9 protein-coding genes are annotated in these 19,241 nt (G+C 30.1%); 2 read left to right on the top strand and 7 right to left on the bottom strand.

The window, feature by feature from the left end; all coding sequences use genetic code 11:
• Positions 1 to 488 precede the first annotated feature (488 nt).
• Both CLOBL_RS23180 and CLOBL_RS23175 read right to left on the bottom strand, forming a co-directional pair.
• Complete coding sequence (locus CLOBL_RS23180; protein ID WP_077861185.1) at positions 489 to 878, bottom strand: hypothetical protein; 390 nt, start codon at positions 876 to 878, stop codon at positions 489 to 491.
• Between the two features lie 379 nt (positions 879 to 1,257).
• A complete protein-coding gene (locus CLOBL_RS23175) occupies positions 1,258 to 2,904 on the bottom strand; it encodes a cadherin-like beta sandwich domain-containing protein (RefSeq protein WP_077861184.1) in 1,647 nt (548 codons plus the stop codon).
• Between the two features lie 344 nt (positions 2,905 to 3,248).
• Here CLOBL_RS23175 and CLOBL_RS23170 point away from each other — a divergent pair, with 344 nt between their 5' ends.
• Positions 3,249 to 3,449 carry a hypothetical protein gene (locus tag CLOBL_RS23170; protein ID WP_077861183.1) on the top strand — a complete coding sequence of 67 codons (201 nt, stop codon included), beginning with the start codon at positions 3,249 to 3,251 and terminating at the stop codon, positions 3,447 to 3,449.
• Between the two features lie 115 nt (positions 3,450 to 3,564).
• Positions 3,565 to 3,828 carry a hypothetical protein gene (locus tag CLOBL_RS23165; protein WP_143323934.1) on the top strand — a complete coding sequence of 88 codons (264 nt, stop codon included), beginning with the start codon at positions 3,565 to 3,567 and terminating at the stop codon, positions 3,826 to 3,828.
• Positions 3,829 to 4,373: 545 nt separating this feature from the next.
• Here CLOBL_RS23165 and CLOBL_RS23160 read toward each other — a convergent pair.
• The 5 genes from CLOBL_RS23160 to CLOBL_RS23145 all read right to left on the bottom strand — a co-directional run bounded on the left by CLOBL_RS23160 (position 4,374) and on the right by CLOBL_RS23145 (position 19,090).
• The gene (locus CLOBL_RS23160) at positions 4,374 to 6,158 is read right to left on the bottom strand and encodes an MBL fold metallo-hydrolase (protein ID WP_077861181.1); all 1,785 of its coding nucleotides are present in this window, start codon (positions 6,156 to 6,158) and stop codon (positions 4,374 to 4,376) included.
• 524 nt (positions 6,159 to 6,682) lie between these two features.
• Positions 6,683 to 6,844 carry a hypothetical protein gene (locus CLOBL_RS28210; protein WP_179117821.1) on the bottom strand — a complete coding sequence of 54 codons (162 nt, stop codon included), beginning with the start codon at positions 6,842 to 6,844 and terminating at the stop codon, positions 6,683 to 6,685.
• 87 nt (positions 6,845 to 6,931) lie between these two features.
• Complete coding sequence (locus tag CLOBL_RS23155; protein WP_077861186.1) at positions 6,932 to 8,236, bottom strand: tetratricopeptide repeat protein; 1,305 nt, start codon at positions 8,234 to 8,236, stop codon at positions 6,932 to 6,934.
• A gap of 443 nt (positions 8,237 to 8,679) precedes the next feature.
• Complete coding sequence (locus CLOBL_RS23150; RefSeq protein ID WP_077861180.1) at positions 8,680 to 9,540, bottom strand: YitT family protein; 861 nt, start codon at positions 9,538 to 9,540, stop codon at positions 8,680 to 8,682.
• A 346-nt stretch (positions 9,541 to 9,886) separates the two neighbouring features.
• Entirely contained in the window at positions 9,887 to 19,090 is a 9,204-nt protein-coding gene (locus tag CLOBL_RS23145; protein WP_077861179.1) for a glucoamylase family protein, read from the bottom strand.
• Positions 19,091 to 19,241: the final 151 nt, after the last annotated feature.

The following is a 19,241-nucleotide window of genomic DNA, read 5'->3' as shown; positions in this document are numbered from 1 at the left end:
ATCAAAGTAAAACCATTCTCCATTTATCTTTTGCCAGCCAGCTTGTACATTACTATTGTTTGCTCCTTGGCTGTCATCTGCAAGCTGATTGCCTTGTTGTCCTAATCCAGAATTCAATGTTTTATTAACTGTTAATGTATATGTCCTTGAATTATCATCCTTAGAAACTTTTACAGTTATTGTATTAGTAGTTGAGCTTAAAGGTACTGTACTCTTATATCCACCATCGCTATCAACTATTGTTCCATTTATTGTAACTGTATCGTCCGTATCCTTAGGTATAGCTTGTACTACTGTTGAAGCTGCATCGTTAAGAACATTAGTAGTATAAGAAGTTGTATTTTGATCAAAATTAACAACTGCATTGCTTAATGAAAGTCCTAATAAGTCCGCATCATCAGAAGTTGTATTTTTTACGATGATAGTATATTGGTTATAATCTGAACTAGAGTAATCTTCATCCTCATCATATTTATCTTCATATACTCTTACCCTAAAGTAGTAGTTGTTCCTTCTGAAATATTAATATCATCACCAACTTCGTAAGCTGTACTAGAACTTCCTTTAAATATTCTTACATTATCATCGTCTGCTCCATCTATGCTATTTATAACAATTTTATTTGATGAAGTTTTTGAATAATATGTGTCTCCAACAGATAAATCTTCATCGAGCTTATCATCATAGCCGCTATCTGTATAAAGATTTAAATTACCTCCATTTGAAGTTTCTAATTCTAAACTTCTTAGTTCATCAGCATCAGAATCGGATGCATAAGCTTTTATAGTTAATAAATTAGCACATGTTGCGGGTGCAACTGCTGAAACACTTCCGAGCACTATTACTGCCGCAATTATCTTTTTTAAATTTCTATTCATAAATATCGTCTCCTCATTTTAATACACAAGTTTGTATACTTATTTATAAAATCTTTTAATCAAATAGTACATCATTTTCCTTATAAGTATTATATTAACCAATTATTGTTGCATTAGTATGACAATAATATTGCTAGAATGTTAATTTATTATACACTAACATTAAACAATATCTCACTAACTTGTATTGATAAAAGGCATGTAAAAAAATAAGAAATGAAGTTCTTTAAAAAAGAACTTCACCCCTTATTTTTTATATATTGACTTTTATTTAATCACTAAACTAAGCCGTTGCTTTTAGCAATTTAATTCTAAAGTTATTTCTGGGAAGCTTTAATTTAACGTATTAACAGCGATTTTTAATACAAACGCAAAAATCTTAGATTATTAAAACTCCGCTATCATTAAATTTATATTCTTTTCCGTCAATTGTCTGAGTTCCAGTTAACATAACTCCACTTGGACTAAAATAATATTTCGAATTAGAATAAACCAGCCATCCTGTCTGCATTGAGCCATCACTATTTAGGTAATACCATTTTTCAGTTTTTGTATTAGTATCAGCTGTATTTGAAGCATCACTATTGCTATCGCTCGTATTAGCAGCTTCTTCCTTATACCAGCCAACCTTCATATCTCCATTTGTTTTATCTAACATATACCATTTTCCACCTGTGTACTGCCAGCCAGTTAACATGATTCCATTACCATCTAATAAATACCACTTATCATTCTTTTGCAGCCAGCCGGTTACTTTAGAACCATTTTCATTGTAATATTCCCAACCTTTATCTGTTTGTACCCATTGAGACTTCTTAGTCGCATCTGTACTTGTATTACCAGTGCCTGTAGTACTACCACTGTTATTGCCGCCACTTGTGTTAGTAGTATCTTGAGAAGTACCTCTATTTGCAGTTAAGGTATATGTTCTCTTCTTATCATTTAATTCATCCTCAACTACTATGGTAATAGTGTTCTTTCCTTTAGATAACGATATTTCTTTTTCGTAATCATCATCTGAATTTACTTCATCTCCATTAATTGTGACTAAATAATCCTCATCTTCTGGCTCTGCATTTACTGTTAATTTGCTTATAGCTTCATCAAGATCTACAGTGTAATCATCTTCATCTTCTGAGAAATTAATATCTCCATGATCTAATTTAAGCTTATCTAAATATACATCAGCTTGTGTATCTGAAGCATCGCCTCTAGTAATGTTTAAGGTATAAGTTCTTTGATTATCCTTATCATCTGTTACTTTTATTTTAATTGTATTTGTTCCTTGGTCTAAAGATACATTCTTCTTATAATCATCACCTGAATCTACAACATCTCCATCTATTCTTACCCTATCTGAATCATCTTCTGGCGGTGCTGTTATTTTTATTTCACTGACTGAAGAATCAACACTAACATCATAGCTTGTCTTTTGCTTTGTGAAACTTATGTCTCCTTTATTAAGCTGAATGTTATCTAGATATATTGGATCCTGAGTATCATCCTCATCATCACTTGCTTGTGTTTTTCTTACGTTTATCGTATATTCCTGCTCGCATTTTGTTACATCCTTATCATCATTTTTAGCTTCTCTATAGTCATCTAATGAATTATAAGTCCTAACGTAAACAGTTGTATCTCCTTTTCCAAGAGGTATTTCATCTCCTGATTTATATTCCTGAGCATCTGGTCTATCAGAAGTAAAAATCCTAACTATTTCGTCTTCACCTTCTGCGTCAGCAGTTATTTTAATTCCATCACTATCATCAGTAAGTTTTACATAATATTCTTTATCATCACTTAATTTAACTGTATCCCCATTATACCCATCACGTAAATCGAGAGTATCTCCATTGGTTGATTTTACTTTTAATGTTTTTAGCTCATCTGCATCTGGAGAATATGATGATGCATAAACTGGCTTAGCCATTATATCTCCGAACTTCGCTGGTGTTATAGCTGAAAGTGTAGAAAAAGCATTAATTGTAAGCACAAGTGCAATTATACGTCTTATATTTTTATTCATAAAGTTTCCTCCCATACCGTTATGAGTTAATTTTATCACTATTATCCCGTAAAATACAAGAATCTTATAGATTAAGATTAAAAAATTAAGAAAATTGAAATTTTTATACACATTTTTGTAAAACTTTCCACATATAAATTTTCTGCATTTTTATGAATTAATAAAATCATTTTTTCAAATAATAACATATAACTATTTTTCGTTTTTAGTTATAAAAGATTATAGACTATATGCTGCAATTAAATTTATGTATTAAGATGAGATAAACATTTTAATTTTGTCGTAAATGTTATTGCAGTATTTAACATTGCTATTTCAAATCATTATATAAGGAGTGATTAAGTATGAACAATAAAAAACCATCCTCATCTTTTGAAAATTTAGTTGATACGCCTTCATCAGAACCAAGCGATTCTGATATAGAAAAGTTAAAAAATCTTTATCTTCCAAATTCAAAAGCTGACAATAGTCCAAGTGAAAAGAGCATTGAAGATGCAAATGATTTAGATCACCCTAAGCCTCCAAGTCCAAATTCACTAACATAAAGCTTACAATAAAATAAATAATAAGTCCATTTGCCTAACTAAATGCTATAAATCTATCTTATAACATTTAAAGTTCAACAATTCTTTTAATACTTATGAAAAAATAAGGAGTGATATTATGGATAAAAAAAAAGTTCCTAATACTTCTGATGTGAGAGATGATAATAAAAAAGCCTTTACTAATGCATATTTACCAAAAATGAGGACTAATTATCATCCAGATAAAAATGATGTTGAAAGTGGAACTGGCGTTGACTTTCCTATAAATATGCCAAATCCCGCAACTGATTCTATTGTTGTAAACAATATAGCAAATCAAGAATTTGACTACACTGAAGATATGCTTTTGCCTGACGATTATGATGAAGATAACAATTAAGTAAATTAATTTTTGAAATCAAATATAATGAGTCAAAGCAGTTAAGAGTTGCTAAAACAGTTATGAATTATAATTCATAATTAATTGACGTTTATTCGCAAATCTTATGGCTGAATAATATATATGTTGCAATAATAAACTTACATTTATGATACTTGTAAGTTAAGCAAATGCCTGAATATAAAATTCAGGAAACTAATTACAACATATATATAAATAATTTTTAAAAATAACGTGAATAATTTTAACAATCTTGGTCAAAATAATATTTGTACCCCATAATACTCAGGCGCTAAAGTTTATCATTTTAATTTAGTGCTTATTTCCAAAGAAACAGGGATCTTAAATGATTAAAGTTCATTTAAGATCCCTCTTTTTAGGCACATGAAAATAAATAATAAATCAAAGATGCGCCGAATATTTGGTGACAGACAAGGAAGCAAATTCAGCTTATAGTGAGACTATTAGCTGAATTTGCTAACACAGTATGGCGCAAAATAGGCAAGCATACTGATCTATTATTTTTTTGATTGTGCCATATATTCTTATTGAATTGTCCAGTTGTCCTTTGTTGCATATATTGATACTCCATCATCGTTAGAGCTTGTCTCGTATAAGCTTACGCCGCCTGAAATTAAATTGTTATAAGCAGTACTAGTACTTTGTTTTACACTTTCTTTGCTTCTGCTTATTATTCCTACTACCGGCTTCAAGTAATTAATAAAATCTGGAGTTGATGATGTATCATTTCCATGATGAGGTACTTTAAGCACATTAACCTTTTTTCCCTCCAACATATTATTGGTCCAAAAATCTTTTTCTGAATTCCATTCCATATCACCGGTAAATAGCTCTTGTAAATTACCATAATTCAAATATACAACATCTGAATTTTCATTGATTCCCCAATAATATTGAGTAAGTTTATCAGAGCCTATTCCTCCAAAATTTTTACCTGATTCTACGAATTGCAATATTTTTCCATTATCTATAAATTCATCGTGTTTTGGATTAATAAATTCCATGCCCTTCATGTTCATTGCTACAGTCGCACGAATATAAACTTCATAATCATGTTTCATGAGTTCTATATCACTTGCATTTTCTGCCGTATCTTTTATTCCTGAATACCAATTTTTCATCTCTGCAATATCAGGCATATAAACTTTACCAACTTTGAAATTGCTTAAAACCGCAGCTAGTCCACCAATGTGATCTGAATGTGCATGGCTAATTATTACATAGTCAATTACACCTTTGCCATTTTCTTGTTTAAGATCTTGACTTTTTAAAAAGCTAACTAGCTTGTCTGATGTCTCTTCAAGACCAGTATCAATTAAAGCTGTTTCTCCATCTGGAAGTTTTATAAAGGCACAATCAGCATCTCCAACATTCAGATGTCTCACAAATAAATAATCTTTCATTTGTGTAGGTCCTATATATCTACCATTAGCATCAAAATTCTCTGCTTCATTATTTATAATAGCATAGCCAGTTGCAATGCTACTATCTGCTTTAACATAATACTTATTTATTTTTGTGGTTATCCACTGGTTAACTCCCATTTCTCCATCACTATTTGAATAATAAGTTTTCCCATTGTAGCTGTAAAATCCTGTCTGCAAGCTTCCATTTGATCCAAAAAAGTACCATTTACCATCTATGTATTGCTTTCCTGATAACATTATTCCATCACCATTTAAATAGTACTTATAACCCTTATCATTAAGCCATCCTGTTTGCATTATCCCGTTTTTATCCAAATAAAACCACCCATAGTTACCATATTGCCATCCAGTTTGTTTTATTCCAACTTCGTTAAAATAATACCATGAACCATCAATTTTTTTCCAACCTATAGTCGCAGAATAATCACTTCCTAAATAAAATTCATTGCTATTATCTGCAGCTGGATTTACATCTTTTTCTTTAAACCATCCTGTTTTTTTCAATATTCCATCCTTAGTAACATAGTACCATTTCCCATGTAAATTCTGCCATGCTGGTAAAACTTCCATTGTAGATGTCTCTGAACTTTGGTTTTGATTACCATTTTCATTTGTAGAGCTTGTACTTTTTCCTTGATTATTTTTATCAGAAGTATTTGCTGTATCTTTGCTCTGAGTTGTTTCAGTATTTTTAACAGCATCCTTACCTTCTAAATCTGAACTTTTCACATTTTCGCTGCTGCTTCCTTGTTTATTATCGCTGTCTACCGTACTAGTCTGATTTACTTTATCATCCGCCATTGCCATAGTTCCAACAAACGACATACATAATAAAAATACCATTGGAATTATGACTAATGTTTTCTTTATATTCTTTTGCATATTACTGCTGCCTCCTTAAGGGCACATGAAAATAAATAATAGCCCAAATATACGCATGCTGGTCTATTATTTTTTGATTGTGCCTACTGCCCATACGGGATATTATAACTCTAAATTCAAATTTTTTCAAACTTACATTAAACATGCATAACAAACACTTAAGCTAAGAATCAATCGTATATCACATAGACAACATCTATTCTTAACTCATGTAAACATTGTGTAAATTTTTATCTTTTATAGATGATATAGTTTCAATACAACGTGTTTTACACTTCTCACAGAATCACATCTCACTATTTAATTAATATTCCAAAGTCAGTGATTACTCAATACTCATGATAAATAATATTATATATAATATCTACTTAAAATTTCTTTAAAAAATCTTATAAAGAAATTTTAAGTAGATAAAACAATAAAGGGCTGCTTACGCAACCCCTTATTAAAATTTCATTATAAAAGAAACATCAATTGTAAATTGTTAACAAAATTTGATTAAATCCATTTAACTTTTAATGTTATTAATTTGGATCTACTGAATCTACATGAAATACATTATTTTGATTAAAACTAGACACTGTAATATTTTTAGTATTCTTAATATGTTTAGTATTAGTTGATGCAAACACAACATTTGTTAATAGCATTGATGTTGCCATTACTGCCAATATAATTTTTTTCATAAATTTTCCTCCCTAAAAGTTTAATTAAATTAACAAATCCTTCATTTAACATTATAACATAATATTAGAAATCAGAATAAAAAATTTTTAAATTCCTTTTATCTGTTTCATTTTTTCTCTTGACTTCCTGCTGAAATATTTACTTTTTTCTTCATTTTTACCTCTGTAATACTCTCCAATCTCTGAATAGATTAAAGAATAATCTATATTTAATTCTTTTACTTTATCTGCAATTAACATTAAATTTTCTTTATCTTCTTTTTTTATATAAATAAGCACTAGCTCATAAATTATTTTTTCAAGCAAACTTAAATTTTCCTTATCATCTTTTTCACATAGTTCTAATGCCTGTAAAAGATAACTCTCAACATCTTCATTTACGTGTCTAAGTACCTTTGCTGCCAAGTACAAAACCTCATTAGGATATTCACTGTCTGGACTATATATTAATGATTCTTTAATATACATAGCTGCTGTTTTATAATCTTTTTCATTAAAATATAAATCGGAGAGGTTCAAGTAAGTCAGAGATATAAAGCCTTTATCGTCATATTTCATAGCAATATTTAGAGTTTCCTTATATTCTTTTTCTGCTTCGTCAAACTTATGGTAATCGTTGAAACAATTTGCATATACCATTTTTATCCTTAATAACATCTTATAATCCTTAATTTCAAACTGCTTTATCATCTCAAAATACTTTAAAGCACTATCATATTCCCCTAACTTTTTATATGTTAATGCCCTGAAATGCAGTATCATTACAGAAAGATCATTGTTTACTATATCATTATTTAATTTTTCTGCGTACTCTAACTGTTGTAATGCCCTAGCGTAATTCTCAGTGAATATATTATTTCTGGATTTATATATATAAAAAGTTACTTCCTCTAAACTATTTTGAGAATTAATGCTTACTTTTAATCCAATCTCACACATCTGCTCACTTTTAGAATAAATATGCTTATAATAGTAAAAATCAGCAGCTAATTTATACAGCTCTATTTTTTTATTATCTGTAATGTTATATGTTTCAATTAGCTTTTCTCCAGCTTGCAATTTCTGTTCAAACAAATCTATCATTTTAATTTCTTTTAGTTCCTTCAAAATTTGATTTTGGAAAACATAATTTGCTTGTTCGTCTTCCCCTGTCATTAACTCATTTGGTGTAATTAATGATATATTCATTCCTTTCTTTTTTGCAATTTCATTTAAATTTTTGGAAATTCCCTGTGCTAAATTATAACTTAATTTTTGCTTATTATTTTCGATTAGACTTATCATTATTCTTGTGCACACACCTGCTGAAATTTCATCTTGAGTTGCTCTAAGAATTACTTGTCTTATCTTTTTTAATCTTTCTCCTTGTTTCATGATTTCATTATCAAACAATGTTATACCCCAACTTTCTGTTATTCTTATCATTTGAAAATAAATACTCTAACTCTTATAAAAATGGATTAATAATGAAACGTACTTTTATGATATTTAGGTTGCTTTACTCTACTATTTATAAATGATATAACAAATAACATATATTTCTATATATAGATATATTATATTAATTAGAGTTAATGTTCAATGTCATCTTTATAACTTTTTATATTCATTACTAGCTATCTTTATAAAAAATTTAATATTATTATGCCTAATTCATATTTTTCCAAGAAAATCATATAATATTAGCATTGTTTAATCGTATATTAAGGCAAAAAAATAGATACATGTTTATTCCGCAGGACTAAACATGTATCTATTTTGATTAACATCGCTTAACTCTTAGGAATAATCAAATAAATAACAAGTTACTTATCTAATTGTTCTTAAGTTATGAGTTATATATTTAAAAAGCCTTTTCCTCTGACTTCTGATATATCGATTATTGTTATAAATGCGCTTGGATCTATAGAGTGTATTGCACTTTTTAAGTCTATCATCTGATGAGAGCTTACAATGCAATAAAGCATTTTCTTTCTATCATGGGTATATTCTCCCTCTGCAAATAGAGACGTAATTCCACGATTTAAATCTTTAATTACAAATTCAATAATTTCTTCTTCTTTTCTTGTTAATATAAGGAGAAGTTTTCTGCTATTAAATCCTTTTAGCATTCTATCTAGAACTAAACTTTGAATGAATAACGAAATAATTGTATATAATGCCTGTTGAATACCAAATATTATTGCTCCAGCAGTAACTATTATTAAGTTAAGAGAAAAACCTAAACTTCCTATATTGAAATTTGAAAATCTCTTTCTGATTAGCATTGTTATAATATCAGTTCCACCTGTAGAACCACGTCTTAGAAACACTAATCCATAACCAATTCCGCATAATACTCCACCATAAATGCAATAGATAAGTAAATCTCCATCTAGATTTATAAAGTAAGCAAAAGATTTTGTTATCATAAGTGAAAATGAAAGACAAAGCATTCCTATTGTAGTATAGATAGTAAATGACCTATCAAGTTTTTTGTAACTCAATATGAGTAGTGGTACATTAATTAAGAAAACCACTATACCAGCTGGAACTTTAAGTGTATATTCTAAAATCAATGCTACACCTGTAGCCCCTCCACTTAAAAGTTTAGCATGCACTAAAAAAAGATTTACTCCTGCAGATGCTATCATACAGCCTAAAAATATGAATATAACATCAACTAAATTTCTCTTATATTTGTAATATGTGCTCATTTATATACTCCTTATATTTCAATTAATAATTAGAAATTTACGTCTCCCGCAATCTAGAGATTTAATCAAACTTCTACATTGGCCAAATATAATTCTATATTTAATTAATCGTATTTTCAACAAGACATCTTTATATTCTACAAACAACCTTTATAATCTTAGTAATTATTTATTAATAATTTAGCCTATATATTAAATTTTCAAACTTATACATATAAAAATAATAAGCCAGCGTGCTTCTGGCTTATTATTTATTAAATATTATTTTAATTAACAGCTAACAACTGCTTCTCAAATGTCTATATTATTTCTAAAAAATATACTTCTTCATCCTTTTACTTGTGCCTTATTTAAAATATACAGTTATATCTAATTTACCCTTATTCCTTGGAATTATATTATCTTTTACTGCTTCTCCGTTAATCACTACTTTAGTATTACTTCCAGCATCCAGCTCAGCATTCTCCTCTAATCTAGATGCTTTTATAATATACTCTTCTTTTTCATTTTTAATATTTATCTCAAATTCCTTCCAATCTTTTGGAACGCATGGATTTATGCTGTATCCTTTATCTTTTACTTTTCTTAAGCCTAAAATATTTTCGATTCCAACCCTATACATCCAGCCTGAAGCTCCTGTATACCAGCTCCAACCTCCTCTTCCTGCATGAGGCTCCTTTATGTAAACATCCGCTGACATTACATATGGTTCTACTTTATAAGTCATGCATTCTAATTCTGTTTTTGAATGGTTTATAGGATTTATCATATTATAGTATTTGACTGCCTTATCTCCAAGCTTAAGCTTAGTTAAAGCTAAGATTACCCATACTGCTGCATGAGTATACTGCCCTCCATTTTCTCTTACTCCAGGTACATAACCTTTTATATAACCTGGTTCTAATTCTGAATTACTAAATGGTGGTGCAAGCAGCAAAATCATACCCTTATCGCTCTTAACAAGATTATTATCAACAGCTTCCATTGCTTCCATTGCTCTTGTTTTACTATCTACTTTAGGCTCAAATTTATATTCATCATCAAAGGCTCCTGAAATTATGGACCAGCTTTGGGCTAAGGAATCAATCTGGCATTCTGGATTTTCCCTTGAACCAAGTGGAGTTCCATCATCAAAATACGCTCTCCTATACCAGCCTCCATCCCATGCATTTTTCTCTAAATTTTCTCTTATGAAGCCTTTTCTTTCTTCATAGTGTTTTTTTGTCTCCAGATCATTTCTTATTTCTGCAATTTCAATAAAGCTGTTTAAAATAGAGTATAAAAACCATCCCAGCCATACACTTTCTCCTTTTCCTTTATTTCCAACAGTGCTCATTCCATCATTCCAATCTCCGCTGCCCATTAAAGGAATGTTATGAACTCCAAATTTTAAGCTTTTCTCTATAGCCTTCAAACAGTGTTCATATATGGTACCTTCCTTTGAAGATTGGTTAACTATTGTATATCTCTCATCTTCGCCTTCTCTTAAAGGTTCATCTTCAAGGTAAGGAGCTTTTGCATCTAAAATATCATAATCTCCTGTAGAATTAACATATTCTGCAGTTACATAAGGCAGCCATAGAAGATCATCACTAAATCTGGTCCTTATACCAGAGTTAACAACTGGATGCCACCAATGCTGTACATCACCTTCCACATATTGCCTTGATGCACTTCTTAAAATTTGTGCTTTTGGTATTTCAGGCTCTACAACTCCAAGAGACATGGAATCCTGAAGCTGATCTCTGAAACCATATGCTCCTCCACTTTGATAAAATGCACTTCTGCTTAAATACCTACAGCTTAAGGTTTGATATAAAAGCCATCCATTTAAAAGATGGTCTAAAGATTTATCTGGTGTCTTAACTTGTATATTTCCAAGGAAATGTCTCCAATATTGTTTTACTTTATCTAATTCATCTTCTACATTTGCGAAATTACTGTATTTATCTATAAATTTTTCTATATTCTCCTTTGCATCCTGCCCAAATAAAACTACTAATTCCTTTTTTTCACCTTTTCTTAGTTTAAAAGTAGTTTGAGCGGCCAAACATGGATCATAACTTCCCCCGGATTTATTATTTAAACACTTACTGCTTAATGCCTGTGGCCTAGCTGTTTCCCCACCAATCCCTATAAATTCCTTATTATCTCCAGTAAAACTTGTTTCTTCTCCGCCTATAATTGTTAAATAAGCATTTAACTTGCCAAAGTGCTCACTATAAGGATTATGCGCTCCTATGAATCCATTACTGATTTCATTCCCGTTGCCTTGATTTTTCCTTATATATGTAGAAATATATCTTGCACTATCATACTCGTAAACTCCTAAAACAAGTTTTGCATAATAAAATAATGAGAGTTCTCTATCTTCGTTACTTAAATTCTCCAAGGTAACTCTTTGGAGCTTTATTTTTTCATTTTTAGGTGCAAAAACTTCAAGTTTTCCTTTAAGCTCATAGGCTGTGTGCTTATATTCTGAATAACCAAAACCATGCTTTATCATATAATCTCCCGAGTCTCTAACTGGTTTTGGTGTTATTGAAAAATAATCACCAGAATTATTATCTCTGACATAAAGAGCTTCCCCAGCTGGATCTCTAATATAATCATTACTCCAAGGTGTTATCTTGTTTTCTCTTGAGTTTCCACACCAAGTATAACCTGAACCTGTTTCCGATATGTGAAATCCAAAATCTTCATTAGAAATAACATTAATCCAAGGTGCTGGAGTATTCTTATAATGTGATAGTTTAATCACATAACTATTATCTTTTTTATTAAAGCCTCCAAATCCATTAAAGAAATCTAAATCTTCTATATTGAAATCTTCATTAACCTCATCGTTAAAAGTCATATTAATTGAAGGTTTAGCTTCATGGTTATAAGCCATGTTACTTGAATTTTCGGCTTCATCTCTATTAACTTGCTTATCTTTATATTTATCAACTTCTAAAGTCAGTTCCTCAGCAATTTCATTAGCAGCCTTCTTCATATTATTTTTGTAGCTTTCAGGATCATTTACTTTTTCATTCTTACTGCTCAAATCATGTTGTTTTTCTGGCCCCTTAGCATTTTTAATCAAGTCATAGTTATTTATTACTTCTTCATCATTATCATATACTTCATATGGTATATCCCTTAAAGTTTCTTCCTTTTGTATATCCTTTAACGCTTCCTGCTTTGATATATTCTCTGAATCTTCTTCCTTCTTATACTTATCTATAAACCTTGAATTGTTTCTTAGGGCTATACGTGAATCTAAACCTTCTGCATCTAGATTCATATAAGTATTTAAGTTTTTCTCTGAATATACATAAGAATTTAAACTATTTTTACTATCTAAATATATCCTTGAGATTCCTATTAATAAATCCTTAATTTCAGAATCCATAGTAGCTTTATTGTGAACGAATATTCCACCTGATTTGTTTAGGGAATTTCTTTCATTAGAAGTTCTTATTATATCCATTATATTTTTTTGAAGGGGTGCTTCATAAGTAACTTCCTCATTATTATATATAACTAAATCTAATTTAACTCCCTTTAGTTTTAAGTAATGATGAAATTTTACAGCAGTAAACGCTAAGTTTACATCTTCTTCTTTTTCAATAAATAACATTATAATAGGCAAATCTCCGGAGATGCCATAAGCCCATAAATCCTTTTGATGCTTTGAAATATTCTCAATATAATTTTCTCTGTTTTCTCGGCTGCTGCTTAAGAAGAATATATTGCTTGCAGCACTTTGGAAAGCATTAGCCATTGCACTTCTTATTCCTAAATTCTTAAGCTCAAGCTGTGTACTTATGCTATAATTCTTGAATACTATATCAAGTTTTTTATAGTCATTATATTCTCTACATATTTCAAGAACCTGTTCCCTTGAATCGCATATTCCTGTAATATAATAAATTTCTCTTTTAGATTTTGGTTCTAATCTAATCCTTGTACGCATACTCATTATAGGGTCTAAAACTGTTCCCACTGTATTATTTAAAGCTTTATCATTATCCATAACCAATGGATTCTTTAATGCCCTGTCTCTCCCTATAAAATTTAACCTAGAAGTTTCATAGGATAAGCTTCCTTCAAGCTCACCATTAACAACTGCTTTGTGGAAAACATAAGGAATCTTTCCATCTTTAACTCTTGGTCTTCGGCTTCCTATAAGTATCTCTTCTTCTGCATCATATTCAGTCTGAACAAATAAATTAGAAAAGGCTGGATGAACTGCATCTGCACTAAAGGCAGCTAAAGTTATTTCCATATAACTTGTTATCTCAATACTTCTTCCTTTATCACTCAAGTTATTTAAAGTCAGCTTTCTTACTTCAAAGTTTTCTTCTGAAGAGAGTACAACTTCCATTTCAGTTTCAATGTTACCATCTTTTCTGTTAAACTTTGCTTTATCTAAATTGAATTCTACTAAATATTTATCTCCAGAACTCTTACAAGGTTCATACGTTGAGCTCCAGTAATCATTAGAATTTAAATTTTTTATATAGAAGAAAACTCCACTATCATCGCTTGTTGAATTTCCTTTCCATCTATAAAGCATAGTATCATTTTTCTTTGAATATCCGCTTCCACTTACTGTAATCATGGATGAATAATCTCCATTACTTAATAACAAAAACTGTGGACTATCTTGATTTACCTTTTCGAATATCCTTGGAATTAATACTTCTCCCTTAAAATATCTATTCTTTATAGAAAAATCTTCATTTCTTTCGAAAGTTACATACTGTGGTATTCTTTCCTTTAATAAGAGTTCAGTCGCCTTAACTTCTGGAAGATCATGAAATCTATTTACTAATATATTATTTAGCAATACATTATCCAAAGCCATAAGTGACATTCCTAAATGATGTACCATGTAAGTCATAACTTTGTTAATGCTTTGTGGATAACTTGAAACCTTAGAACCTCTGATATTCGCATTATTTGTATATTTTTCGTTATTTTCCTCAAAATCATCCACATTATCAACATTATTCACATTGTTTTCAACAATATAATCTTCTTTTTTATCCCTTACATTATCCACGCTTTTTAGGAGGTTATCCACAGATTCTTCGTACTTATCCACATTTTGTGCATAATTTTCTTCAGCTGTTGATATATTATTGTTATTTAAAGTACTATTTGCAATTTTTAATTCAGCTTCATTTTCTGAAAGTGTCATTATATATTTATCACTTCTTGCTTTAGTATAATCCAAGGCTTCAATGAACCCATATCGTCCTAAAGCTCCAAGCTCTTCAAGCCTTCTAAGGTTTTTAATTGCAGTATTTTTAGCAAAAGGAAGAACCATTAAAGTTGAGTATGGGGATATTACAAGATCATCTTCAAGACCTCTCTTTAACCCTAGTCCTGGAACTCCAAACGCCTTATATTGATAATTATCAGAAGGATCAAATTCATAAAATGCAGATTCTGATATTCCCCAAGGAGTTTTCTTTTGTCTTGCAAAACTTATTTGAGCTTTTATTACAGCCCTATATGTTTGACTGAGTAAAGTTTTTGGGTAATTCTTCATTATGAGTGAAGGCATAAAATATTCAAACATAGTCCCACTCCAAGATACAAGAGAGTGACTGTGAAATGCATTCGTCATCGCTCTTCCAAGCTTAAACCAATGAGACGAAGGCACATCATCTTTAGCTATAGCAACAAAAGATGCTATTCTTGATTCTGATGCCAATAGGTCATAATATGAATTTCCAAGTGAATTCTCTTCTACATTATATCCAATAGAAAACAAACCTCTGGTTTTATCATAAAGAAAATTAAAGTCCATTTCCTTTGAGATACTATCAATATCTTCTATTAAATTATTTATTTTATTTATGTAATTTCTTAAGGTATCAATCTTTTGTCCTAAGGAACATTTAAAGTTATCCCCATTTTTTCTTTTTACTTCTTCGCATCTCTTTACTAATTCTTTAATACTCGGAACACCCTCAAAAAATTCTCTGCTATATATATTTTCTAAGCCGTCAAACATGAGATTATAATACTCTATTTTCCTATTAACCTCATTTATAAGTTTGTTAATCCAATACCTTGTTTCTTTATTTTCAGGCTTTGATCCATTTTCACTATGATTATTTTCCTTTGATGCTCCCCCCCATATATTTTCATTATCCTTTAACTCATTAAGTTTAAATGAGATCTCAATTAATGTTTTAAAATATTCTCCAATATTTATATGTGATGAAAACTTAAGTTTAAGAAAAGAATCCTCATCTTCAATTATCTTATAAATATCATTTAAGGCTATTACCTCTTTAGTTCTTATTACTTTATTGCTTTTAAGTTCATTTAAAGTTTCTTTTAGCAGCCATAAGTCTCCTAGAAGATTTCCACTATCAACGGTTGATACATATCTAGGCCATAAAGGCTCTTTTGTTTTCGTGTCATACCAGTTTAAATAATGGCCATTTACTTTTTGCAGACATTTCATGCTATTTAATATAAGCTCTGTTCTATCAACAAACTCTGTCATGGTTATATATCCTAGGTCGTATGCAACAATATTAGAGGTAATACCCATACCAATATTGGTTGGAGAGGTCCTATGGGCAACGCCCTTAAGTGGTTTTTCCTGATAGTTATCTGGTGCTAAATAATTGTTTTCTTCATTAACAAAATCCTCGTAATATGCATATATTCTTCTTGAAACTTTTCTAAGGAATGTTTTTTCATCATTACTTAAAATATTTTTATTTCTTTCTGGTATCTTCTTACTTATAAAATAAGCAAAATAAGGAGCGACAATCCAAAGGCCAGCAACCACTATATTATAAGCAATAGCTCCAAGAGAACTATATAGTGATAAATAAAGTACTACTATTCCAACTACCGGAGAAATCCACATCCTCCTTAAGTAATTAGTAAAATCATTATTTATTTTTTTCTCCACATGATCTGCCGATTGCCATTCTAAAAGATTCCTTTTAGAAATAATAACTCTAAATAATGTTACTATTATTGCATGAAGCATTAAAAAAGCTTGATAAGGAATAAAACTTACTATTAACACCATCTGATCAAAGGTCTTAAAGGTTCCCATCAATTTATTTTTAGGCGTTACAACGAAATCCGTTACTGTAAATACTAAAGGTACTATTAATGCTAAAAAAGCAAGTAATACAATTTGACTTCCATTATTTAAGACAGTCAAGGATAAAATAAGAGTAAGAAGTAAATTAGGTGCAAGTAAGCTTCTCCTTAAATTATCGAATATCTTCCACTTATATAATAAACTCATTTTATTTGAAAATAGCCAGCCTATTAATTGCCAGTCTCCTCTGACCCATCTATGCAGTCTTCTAGAACTAGCCTCATATGATCCAGGATATCCATCAATAAATTCTACATCACTTAAAAGTGCACATCTTGCAAGACCACCTTCAAGTAGATCATGACTCAAGATCGTATCATCTTTTATAGAATTATGCAGTGCCTTATAAAATTCGTCTATACATATTATTCCCTTACCCGTAAAAGAACCTTCCCCAAATAAATCCTGATAAGTATCAGAATAAGCTACTGAATACCCATCTACACCTTCTTCTCCTCCAAAGATTTTCGAAAAATAAGTCTGATTTTTAGCTTCTAAACTTATACTTACTTTAGGCTGCATTACTGCATATCCCCTAGCTACCTTATTTCCTATTATTTGTGGAATATTTAAAACATGGCTCATAGCACCTATAAGTTTAAAGATACTTTCTCTTGGCATAAAAGTATCTTCGTCCAGCGTAACTAAATATTTAGCATCTTTAAGTACTTCTATGTTATCACTAAGAACATTATATGTGTGATCCTTTCTATCTCTGATAAGAGCCATAAACTCCATCAATTTTCCGCGTTTTCTTTCCTTTCCCATATATACTCTTTGCTTCTTATTATAAATTCTCTGCCTGCTCAAAAAGAAAAATCTACTTTCACTATCATTCATAAAGTCGTTATAATATTTTTCATTTAAGTGTCTGGCACATTCTATTCCGCATTTAATTATTTCATCATCTTTTTCTACGCTTTCATACTCAGAATCCGAGAAGTCATTAAGCAAAGTAAAATATAAATTTTTATCTTTATTTCCACAATAAATTACTTCTAATTTTTTCATAAGCTCCTGAATCTTCTCTTTTGAACTTACTATTGCCGGAATTACAACTATTGTTTTATATTTGTCAGGAATTCCTTCAATGCAGCTCAATTTAGGAACTAGTCTTATCTCACCAATTTTGCTCACAGTATAGTTAGTAAGAGCAATTACGATTTCGTTTACCGGAATTAATAGAACTAGGAACGAAAGCATATATTGCATCCTAGTATAGACAGCTCCGAGTAAAGTACTCACAAACAAAATCAAAAAACTCAAGCCTATTGTCCCAAGAATATTAGACAATACATATACATTTTCTGAAATCACAGTTCTTATATTATTGCTATATCTTTTTAACTCATTTACCCCATCATCTATTAGGTAGTAACCAATATGACATTTATAACTTTCCTCTCTATTATCTTTGCTGTTTTGCGCAAATCCTAAGATATAACTTGCAACATCAATCTCATTCATTCCAGCAGTTCTAGCTATTTTCTCAAGTTTATGCCTATAATAATCCTTAGATTCAAAATCCATTTTATTATAAACATCTTCTGGATCTTTTTTTAGAATCTGCTCAACTAAAGAAGTACTTTCAAAAAACTTTCTCCAGCTTATTCCTTCTATTTTCCGAATAGAGGTTATGTATTCACCAATATGTCTTTCTAAAGATTCTTCCCGCAATTCACTTTTAATATTGTTGCTCTCTAAATCAGTATTCATCTTCCACTTGGATTCTATGAATTCATTAACTCTTATATCCTCTATGGAGTTATCTCTTAAAACTCTAAAAAATTCTCTTAAGAATAAATTACTTATATTTTTGCCCTCAGAAAAAATACTGCTGATCTCATCATCCAATTTATTATTGTTAATAGCATCAACAACTTTCTCCGCTAAATTTTTACCTTTTATAATTTCCTTTTGAATATTAACAAGTTCATTAGTATATTTAGATAAGTTTATAATAATTGCTATCTTCAGCATGAGAGGAAATGCCCATAATTCTCCCATGGTAAAAATCTTATCCTTATTAAAAGACTTTTCGTTTGTATTCTTCTCTTGAAGTTCATTTATATAATTTATAAATTTATTGCAATCAATTTCATTTCCGGCATTAATATAATTCTTAGCCACCATAAAAATACGTGGAACAAATTCCTTATTTTCATGATCTTTATCATTATTAATTTCACCTATGGAAGATAACCCTCTGAAATAATCTATAGGCATCTCAACTTTTATTGCTTTATATTCTCTTTCAATCAAATATATATTATCAAGAAGCCATTCGGATGCCCCTAGCATCTTATCTCCATTTTTTGATAACTTACGAAAGTACATGAAATTATCATGGATGCAAGAAAAGCCCTCTGCAAGTTCTCTTAAAACACTCTTCCTAACTCCATAAGAATTATTTCTCTTCAAGTAAAAAACTCCCTTCTTCATGTAAAATTAAGGCACATTCAAAAATAATAAACTAGTATATAGATAATTATCTTTGAATTTAAACTTGTTTGGCAGCTTACCGAAATCACATACATTTTTATTCCACAGGACTTATGAAATTTTCACTGGA

Origin of the sequence: Clostridium sp. BL-8, assembly GCF_002006495.1 — a bacterium.
In the GTDB taxonomy this organism is placed as follows: domain Bacteria; phylum Bacillota; class Clostridia; order Clostridiales; family Clostridiaceae; genus Clostridium.
This window is presented reverse-complemented; position numbering and strand designations above follow the sequence as displayed.

What these genes read in the sequence shown, in the direction of transcription:
- CLOBL_RS23180 (WP_077861185.1), bottom strand. Translation starts at nt 878, where the DNA reads ATGAATAGAAATTTAAAAAAGATAATTGCGGCAGTAATAGTGCTCGGA.
- CLOBL_RS23175 (WP_077861184.1), bottom strand. Translation starts at nt 2,904, where the DNA reads ATGAATAAAAATATAAGACGTATAATTGCACTTGTGCTTACAATTAAT.
- CLOBL_RS23170 (WP_077861183.1), top strand. Translation starts at nt 3,249, where the DNA reads ATGAACAATAAAAAACCATCCTCATCTTTTGAAAATTTAGTTGATACG.
- CLOBL_RS23160 (WP_077861181.1), bottom strand. Translation starts at nt 6,158, where the DNA reads ATGCAAAAGAATATAAAGAAAACATTAGTCATAATTCCAATGGTATTT.
- CLOBL_RS28210 (WP_179117821.1), bottom strand. Translation starts at nt 6,844, where the DNA reads ATGAAAAAAATTATATTGGCAGTAATGGCAACATCAATGCTATTAACA.
- CLOBL_RS23150 (WP_077861180.1), bottom strand. Translation starts at nt 9,540, where the DNA reads ATGAGCACATATTACAAATATAAGAGAAATTTAGTTGATGTTATATTC.